This is a genomic window from Bacillus siamensis KCTC 13613, assembly GCF_000262045.1.
Lineage (GTDB): Bacteria > Bacillota > Bacilli > Bacillales > Bacillaceae > Bacillus > Bacillus siamensis.
The window spans coordinates 1-216 of sequence record NZ_AJVF01000033.1; the positions used below are offsets into that span (position 1 = coordinate 1).

Genomic DNA, 216 nt, shown 5'->3' on the forward strand with positions numbered 1-216 from the left:
GTGTCTTGTGTTTTCGCCGGCTGAATCGCTTCATACGGGCTCTCTTCGAGGTCCTGAATGACCAAAGCGAGCTCTTCCACCGTCGGCCGGGCGAAGATGTCCTGTAACGGCACCTGAACGCCGAACTCCTTGGCGATGCGGGAGACGAGAGCTGTCGCTTTTAACGAATGGCCGCCCCGCTCAAAAAAGTGATCCCGAATGCCGACGGGGCCGTTT

At 58.3% G+C, this 216-nt stretch carries 1 protein-coding gene; it reads right to left on the reverse strand.

The window, feature by feature from the left end; all coding sequences use genetic code 11:
• Nucleotides 1-216 (reverse strand): phosphopantetheine-binding protein (locus Y79_RS01000000120050; RefSeq protein WP_032864790.1); only part of this gene is annotated, 216 nt, incomplete at both ends.